This window comes from Sulfitobacter sp. 15WGC (assembly GCF_005068605.1).
GTDB lineage: Bacteria > Pseudomonadota > Alphaproteobacteria > Rhodobacterales > Rhodobacteraceae > Sulfitobacter > Sulfitobacter faviae.
Genome location: NZ_SZNL01000031.1, coordinates 6436 through 13735 on the forward strand (window position 1 = coordinate 6436; position 7300 = coordinate 13735).

The following is a 7300-nucleotide window of genomic DNA, read 5'->3' on the forward strand; positions in this document are numbered from 1 at the left end:
TTAGGTAAAAAAAAATCACCTGAAACGCTAAATACTTTCAACAGATCGTTGAAAGTAGATCGGGGCTTGGGCATCCTCATTGGGTGAGGAGGTCACCTATATGTCTTATATCGAAAGCCTGCGCGTTTTCGTTCGCGTGATGGAACTGGGAAGCATTACTTCCGGTGGCCGGGATCTGAGATTGACCCCTGCCGTTGCAAGCAAGCGTTTGAAAGAGCTTGAAAAACATCTTGGAGTGCGTCTCTTTAATCGGACGACACGTTCAATAACCCCGACAGAAGTAGGCACCGTATTCTACGAAGAAGCCCATGCCATTCTACAGGCCTTGGACAATGCCGAGGCCCGGGTCGCCAGCTTTTCCGACGCCCCGCGGGGCACCCTGCGCATCACGGCCCCACTTGGGGTCGGGCGACGGATAGTTGCGCCCTTGGTGCCCGAGTTTTTTGATACCTATCCCGATACTGAGATTCGGATGCGGCTCTCTGACCGACGGGTGGACATCATGGCCGATGGGCTCGACATCGCGTTCTTCATCGGCGAGCCGAGCGATTCCACGATGAAGCTGCGAAAGTTCGCGGATTGCGATCGGGCCTTGTGCGCCTCGCCCGATTATCTGTCTCGCTCTGGAACGCCAAAGACGCCTGACGATCTTCACGATCAGGCGCACAACTGCCTTCTACTTCGGTATCCGAGGTCACCAGAGTATTACTGGACGCTTCAGACCGATATGGGCCCCCGAAAACTGGAAGTTCGCGGACGGTTCGATGCCGATGACGGTGATGTCTTGACCGATTGGGCGCTGGCCGGGCGCGGGATCATCAACAAACCCCGCTTTGACGTGCGCGAACACCTGAAATCGGGACGGCTGGTCGAAGTATTGCCTCACGCCCCACCAAAACCGACCATTTTTGGCTGTCTCTATCCCCACAAAAAGCTTCAGGATCCGAAGGTCCGTCTCTTCGTTGATCACATCGCGCGAAACAGCAAACGCTTCTTTGCCTGAGGCTTGAGCACATTCATCCTCGGGGTTTGGTCCGCCGCCTGCTGCCTGCATGCCGAAAGCCAAAACAACGCGGAATGCGCAGCGCTACTGACGACGTACTTCGCGCACCCACGCGACAATGCTGCGCCGCGCTTCTTCATCCATCTGTACGGCGTTCGGCGGCGGCATGGCATGGCTCACGCCCGCTTGGAGATAAATCTGCTCAGCATGACGCGCCACGTCGCCCGGTGTCTCAAGGTAGACGCCTTTCGGCGCCCACTGCATATTGCCCCAGACCGGTTCTCGGGCATGGCACATCGAACAGTTGCTGATGACGGTGTCGTAGGCATTTTCGAACCCCTCGGCGGCGGCATAGGTCTGTTCGTATGCCGTCAACGCACGGGCCTCTGCGTCCTCCCAAGTCTCGCCTGTCCGAATGGTAGAGAGCCAAGCGATCAAAATCATCAGCAACACGGTCACTGCCCAAGTCCAATGTGGGCCGGTTCCGGTTTTGTGCATCGTGTTAAAGTAGTGGCGAATGGTGACCCCGGTCAGAAAGATCAGGCTGGCGATAATCCAGCTGAACTCAGTTCCAAAAGCCAACGGATAGTGGTTCGACAACATCAAGAACACCACCGGCAGCGTCAGGTAGTTGTTATGTGTCGAGCGCACCTTGGCGATCTTGCCGTATTTCGCATCAGGCGTCCGTCCCGCCTTGAGGTCTTCGACGACGACCCGCTGGTTGGGCATGATCTGGAAAAACACGTTGGCAGTCATGATCGTCGCTGTGAACGCGCCGAGATGCAGCAGTGCCGCCCGGCCGGTAAAGATCTGGTTGTATCCCCAGGACATGAACACAAGGATCACGAACAAGAGCAGCATCAAAACCGTGGGGTGATCGGCAAGTTTCGATTTGCACATCGCGTCGTATAGCAGCCAACCGATCGTCAAGGAGCCGCCGGAGATCAGGATGCCCTGCCAAAGCGAGAGATCGGCCTTGGTGGGATCGAGCAGAAATAGTTCACCGCCCACCCAGTAGATGATCATCAAAAGCGCCGCGCCGGACAGCCAAGTGCTGTAGCTTTGCCATTTGTGCCAAGTCAGGTGTTCAGGCATCCGGGCGGGCGCCACCAGATATTTGACGGTGTGATAAAAGCCCCCGCCATGCACTTCCCACTCTTCGCCATAGGCGCCTTCGGGCAGGGCGTCGTTTGGCTTCAGCATGAGGTCGAGCGCGATAAAGTAGAACGATGCACCGATCCATGCCATTGCAGTGATCACATGCAGCCAGCGCACGCTGAACGCGATCCAGTCCCACAGAATTGCCAAATCGTACATGGCTTGCCTCCTAAGATTCGAATTTTCCAGCACACTAGGCGAGACTGCTTTGTTCTGGTATCGCGATGAGGGACCAAGCAGCATCAAAAAAGACAGAATAATGTCCTACTTCGATAACATCCGCACCTTCGTGCGCGTCTATGAACTTGGCAGCATGTCTGCCGCGGGACGAGATCTGCGGATATCTCCTGCTGTGACGTCATCTCGGATTTCCCAGTTGGAAGAACGGCTTGGTGTCAGGCTTTTCCAACGGACAACGCGCAGTCTTTCCCCGACCGAGCAGGGAAAGGCTTTCTACCGGGGCGCGACTGAGATCCTCGAAGCCGTCGAAAGCGCCGAGGCGCAGATCGTCAACATCACCGAAAATCTTAAAGGCTCGCTTTATGTGGCGGCGCCCTTGGGTGTCGGGCGTCGATTGATCGCGCCGCAGGTTCCCGACTTCTTGAAGAGTTATCCCGAGGTCAGCGTGCGCTTGCGTTTGACGGACCGCAAGGTGGATCTGACGACCGAAGGACTGGACCTCGCGTTTTTCCTAGGTCAGCCCGAAGACAGCAATCTACGCATTCGGAAGATTGCGGATGTCGAACGGGTGCTCTGTGCCTCGCCAGAGTATATCGTGCGGCGGGGCATGCCCGTCGGTGGAGATGCTTTGGTTTCGGAAGGGCATGAATGCCTTAACCTACGCTTCCCGGGGGCGACCGAATTTCGGTGGTTGCTCAAGACAAAGGACGGCCCCAAACGTTTTCGGGTCTCGGGGCGCTACGAATCTGACGACGGTGACGTGCTCACCGATTGGGCCCTTGCGGGGCATGGTGTCGCGATGAAACCGGTTTTCGAGATTGCGGACCATCTCCGGACCGGCGCTTTGGTCCCGGTCGCGGAAAAGACGCCGCCCGAGCCGATCCAGATGGCCTGCCTGTTCACCCACCGCCGCCGCCAAGACCCGAAAACGCGCCTGTTCATGGAATTCATGGTCGACCGGATCGCCGCGACGATCTAGCCGAGATGCGCCCGCGATGCTTCAGCTGCCGCGATATGTAGAGTAGCCGAAAGGAGAGAGCAGGAGGGGCACATGGTAGTGAGACTGTTCGGACATGCCAAACCGGATGGGGATCACGTTTAGGAAGCGTGGGTCTTCAGGCGGCGTGTCGCTTGCATCCAGATAGGCACCTGCATGGAACAGCAGTTCATATTCGCCCAGCTCGAACGCTGTCTCGGGCAAGATCTGCTCATCCGTGCGCCCGTCGTCGTTTGTCGTCAATGTTTTCAACAAATGCCGATCGGAACCAGTGAGGCGAAACAATTCGATTTTTAAGCCCTTGGCGGGGCAGCCCCGCGCAGTGTCGAGCACATGGGTGGTAAGGTAGCCGGCCATTCAAACTTCTCCTCCGAGGTTAATCGTGTTTACGCAGAATTGGTTTCCGTGACAAATGTCGACGGGCAGAAGGCTCCTTTAATTATTTTTTGAAAAAGCGTCTGGGTTTTTGAGTTTAGGATGTAGAAAGCAAGAAGGAATATCCAAGTGAACCGTTACCCAAGAGATATGACCGGCTATGGTCGTAGCATCCCGGCCGCGCAATGGCCAAACGGTGCAAAAATTGCCGTACAGATCGTACTGAACTATGAAGAGGGCGGCGAGAACAATATCCTGCACGGTGATGCCGCGTCCGAAGCCTTTCTTTCGGAAATTACCGGCGCCGCTCCTTGGCCGGGTCAACGCCACTGGAACATGGAATCGATCTATGAGTACGGCAGCCGCGCAGGCTTCTGGCGGGTTCACGATCTGCTAAAAGATACGCCGATCACCGTCTATGGCGTGACGACTGCCCTGATGCGGGCGCCGCAACAACTCAAGGCGATGAAGGATGCGGGCTGGGAAATTGCCAGCCATGGTCTGAAGTGGATTGAACACAAGGACATGGAGCCGGACGAAGAACGCGCCCAGATCCGCGAGGCAATCCGCCTGCATACCGAAGTGGTGGGGGAGGCCCCGCGCGGTTGGTACACCGGGCGCTGCTCCATGAATACTGTAGACCTTGCCGCCGAGGAAGGTAACTTCGCCTATATCGCTGACAGTTATGCCGATGATCTGCCCTATTGGGTCAGGGCCGGGGGCAAAGACCAGTTGATCGTGCCCTACACGATGGACTGCAATGACATGCGGTTCGCGATCCAAGCGGGCTACACGAATGGTGACCAGTTCGAGAGCTATCTCAAGGACAGTTTCGACATGCTCTATGCCGAAGGGGTCGCGGGCGCGCCGAAGATGCTGTCGATCGGGTTGCACTGCCGTCTTATTGGACGGCCGGGCCGTGCCATGGCTCTGAAGCGGGTTCTGGAGCATTTTGCGACACATGAGGGGGTCTGGTTCGCCACGCGCGAACAGATCGCCGATCACTGGGCCAGCCTGCATCCGCCAGCCAAAGGTATCGTGCCATCTGATATGGACCGGGAAACCTTTGTCGCCGAATTCGGCGGCGTGTTCGAACACAGCCCGTGGATCGCAGAGGGCGCATTCGATCTTGAGCTTGGCGCGACCCATGACAATGCAGCAGGTATTCACAACGCACTAGCGCGGGTATTCCGCAATGCTTCCGAAGAACAGCGTTTGGGGGTTCTGACCGCACACCCCGATTTGGCAGGAAAACTGGCAGCTGCCGGCCGCCTTACTAAGGAGAGCACCCTTGAACAGAAGGGGGCAGGGCTGGATCTGCTGACCGATGAAGAGCGGGAGAGCTTCCAGAAACTCAATAGAGAGTATGTGGAACGGCACGGCTTTCCCTTCATCATTGCAGTGAAGGACAACACGAAATCGAGCATTCTCGAAGCATTTCACCGCCGCATCGGAAATGACCGCGATACCGAGTTCTCCGAAGCCTGCAGGCAGGTGGAACGCATCGCAGAACTGCGCCTGATTGAGAAGTTTGCATCATGAGTAACATTTTGACGGCAAACAAAATCAGTTCTGGAGCCATCGCGGGGTTGGCAGAGCTGATCGACGCGTCGGACATGCCCGACAAGCTGATCAACCAAGGGCGCTGCGGACGTTTCCACGATCGTGCGACATTAGACGTTGATGGTCGGCTCGGGGTCAGCGTCTTTCAATCCGAGTCGTTCTCGATGCCTTTCACAATGGAAATGATGGAACGGCATCCGCTGGGAAGCCAAGCTTTCATGCCGATGCAGGAAGGCGAATATCTTGTCGTGCTGGCGGAAGATAAGGACGGGGCCCCGTTCGCGCCCCGCGCGTTTATTGCCGGATCAGGGCAGGCGGTGAACATCGGGCGGAACGTCTGGCACGGGGTTTTGTGTCCGCTGTCCGATCCGGGGCTGTTCATCGTTGTCGATCGGGTCAGCGACGGCCCAAATCTGGAGGAACACTGGTTCGATGAGCCATTCATCATCGAGCGATAATCAATAAATCGGCAAAGAATAAGGGAGCCGGCCCACGCATCAATAGGGAGAAACAATCACAATGTCTGATGCATCTATCGGAACGCCGGACCAGCTCCGCGATCCAAATTATACCCCGCCGTTAACAAAAGCGGTGCCACTCGGAATTCAGCACGTGCTGGCGATGTTCGTATCGAACGTCACACCGGCGATCATCGTTTGCGGCGCTGCAGGCTTCGGCTTTGGCTCGAACAGCCCTGACTTCCCGCAAATGATCTACATGATTCAGATGTCTATGTTCTTTGCAGGGATTGCGACGCTTTTCCAGTCGGTTGGGCTTGGCCCTGTTGGCGCGCGCCTGCCCATCGTGCAGGGGACATCCTTTGCTTTCATACCGATTATGATCCCGCTCGTCGCGGGCAAAGGCGTCGACGCGATCGCGGTCTTGATGGGTGGGATCGTCGCGGGCGGTCTGTTCCACGCCTTTCTGGGGCTTTTCATCGGTAGGCTGCGATTTGCATTGCCGCCGCTGGTGACCGGCTTGGTCGTGACTATGATTGGTCTGGCGCTGGTCAAGGTCGGCATCCAATACGCAGCGGGCGGCGTGCCGGCAATCGGTACGGAAGAATACGGTTCGGGTCTCAACTGGTTCATGGCCGGAACGGTGATCCTGGTGACGCTTGGGCTGAAATTCTTTACCCGGGGCATGTTGTCCGTATCGGCGGTGCTGATTGGCCTTTTGGTCGGCTATGCGGTCGCCGTTGCACTCGGACAGGTCAATCTGGGTAATGTCGGGCGGGCCGCGAGCTTTGCTCTGCCAAATCCACTTCACTTTGGTCTTGAATTCACCGTTGCGGCCATCGTCGGTTTCTGCGCCATGTCCTTTGTCTCGGCCATCGAGACGGTGGGCGATGTTTCCGGTATCACCATGGGCGGCGCCGGTCGGGAGGCGACGGATCGCGAAATTCAGGGCGCGACCTATGCCGACGGGATCGGCACGGCGATCTCGGGCTTTTTCGGCGCGCTGCCCAATACATCGTTCAGCCAGAACGTCGGCCTGATCGCCATGACGGGTGTGATGAGCCGCATGGTCGTCACCATTGGCGCACTTTTCCTGATCGTATGCGGCCTTGTGCCCAAAATCGGTGCCATAATTTCTTCGATCCCGATCGAAGTGCTGGGCGGGGGCGTCATCGTCATGTTCGGCATGGTGGTGGCGGCGGGCATTTCGATGCTGTCAGATGTGAACTGGAACCGGCGCAACATGGTGATCTTTGCCATCTCGCTGTCGCTCGGCCTGGGTCTGCAGCTTGAGCCGAACGCGCTTCAGTACCTGCCGGGAACTCTGAAGGTCTTGGCGACTTCCGGCATTCTGCCCGCGGCTGTTATTGCCATCGTGCTCAACCTCGCACTGCCCGAGGAGCTTTCAAGCGAATCCACCGAGGAAGTCTCCGGCGGGATGTCCGGGTATGGAAAGGGCTCGCTAAGCAAAACTGACAGTGTCTGACAAACCCTTTGCAGCAGGCGTACTGTTGCGAATGATGAAAAAAGAATGCGGCGCAAACCCTGCGCCGCATTTTTTTGCTA

Annotated in this window: 7 protein-coding genes; 5 read left to right on the plus strand and 2 right to left on the minus strand. The window is 57.1% G+C overall.

Annotation, left to right across the window (positions count from 1 at the left end):
- Positions 1-100: 100 nt before the first annotated feature.
- Positions 101-1003, plus strand: coding sequence for a LysR family transcriptional regulator (locus FCK22_RS16915; protein WP_067264954.1), 903 nt, complete (start codon positions 101-103; stop codon positions 1001-1003).
- Positions 1004-1087: 84 nt separating this feature from the next.
- Here the strand turns inward: FCK22_RS16915 and FCK22_RS16920 are convergent, their stop codons facing one another.
- Complete coding sequence (locus FCK22_RS16920; protein ID WP_067264931.1) at positions 1088-2320, minus strand: urate hydroxylase PuuD; 1233 nt, start codon at positions 2318-2320, stop codon at positions 1088-1090.
- A gap of 100 nt (positions 2321-2420) precedes the next feature.
- Between FCK22_RS16920 and FCK22_RS16925 the strand changes: the two genes are divergently transcribed.
- On the plus strand, positions 2421-3320 hold the full coding sequence (locus FCK22_RS16925) for a LysR family transcriptional regulator (protein WP_067264935.1): 900 nt from the start codon (positions 2421-2423) through the stop codon (positions 3318-3320).
- A gap of 21 nt (positions 3321-3341) precedes the next feature.
- On the opposite strand, the gene uraH is transcribed toward FCK22_RS16925, so the two are convergent.
- Positions 3342-3695: a hydroxyisourate hydrolase gene (gene uraH, locus FCK22_RS16930; protein ID WP_067264937.1), complete on the minus strand. Its 354-nt coding sequence runs from the start codon at positions 3693-3695 to the stop codon at positions 3342-3344.
- A gap of 147 nt (positions 3696-3842) precedes the next feature.
- Here uraH and puuE point away from each other — a divergent pair, with 147 nt between their 5' ends.
- The 3 genes from puuE to FCK22_RS16945 all read left to right on the plus strand — a co-directional run bounded on the left by puuE (position 3843) and on the right by FCK22_RS16945 (position 7220).
- Positions 3843-5255 (plus strand): allantoinase PuuE, encoded by a 1413-nt coding sequence (gene puuE / locus FCK22_RS16935; RefSeq protein WP_067264939.1) that lies wholly within the window; start codon positions 3843-3845, stop codon positions 5253-5255.
- Complete coding sequence (locus FCK22_RS16940; RefSeq protein ID WP_067264940.1) at positions 5252-5734, plus strand: ureidoglycolate lyase; 483 nt, start codon at positions 5252-5254, stop codon at positions 5732-5734. Before puuE ends, FCK22_RS16940 begins: the two co-directional genes overlap by 4 nt.
- A gap of 61 nt (positions 5735-5795) precedes the next feature.
- Positions 5796-7220: a nucleobase:cation symporter-2 family protein gene (locus FCK22_RS16945; RefSeq protein ID WP_067264941.1), complete on the plus strand. Its 1425-nt coding sequence runs from the start codon at positions 5796-5798 to the stop codon at positions 7218-7220.
- Positions 7221-7300 lie beyond the last annotated feature (80 nt).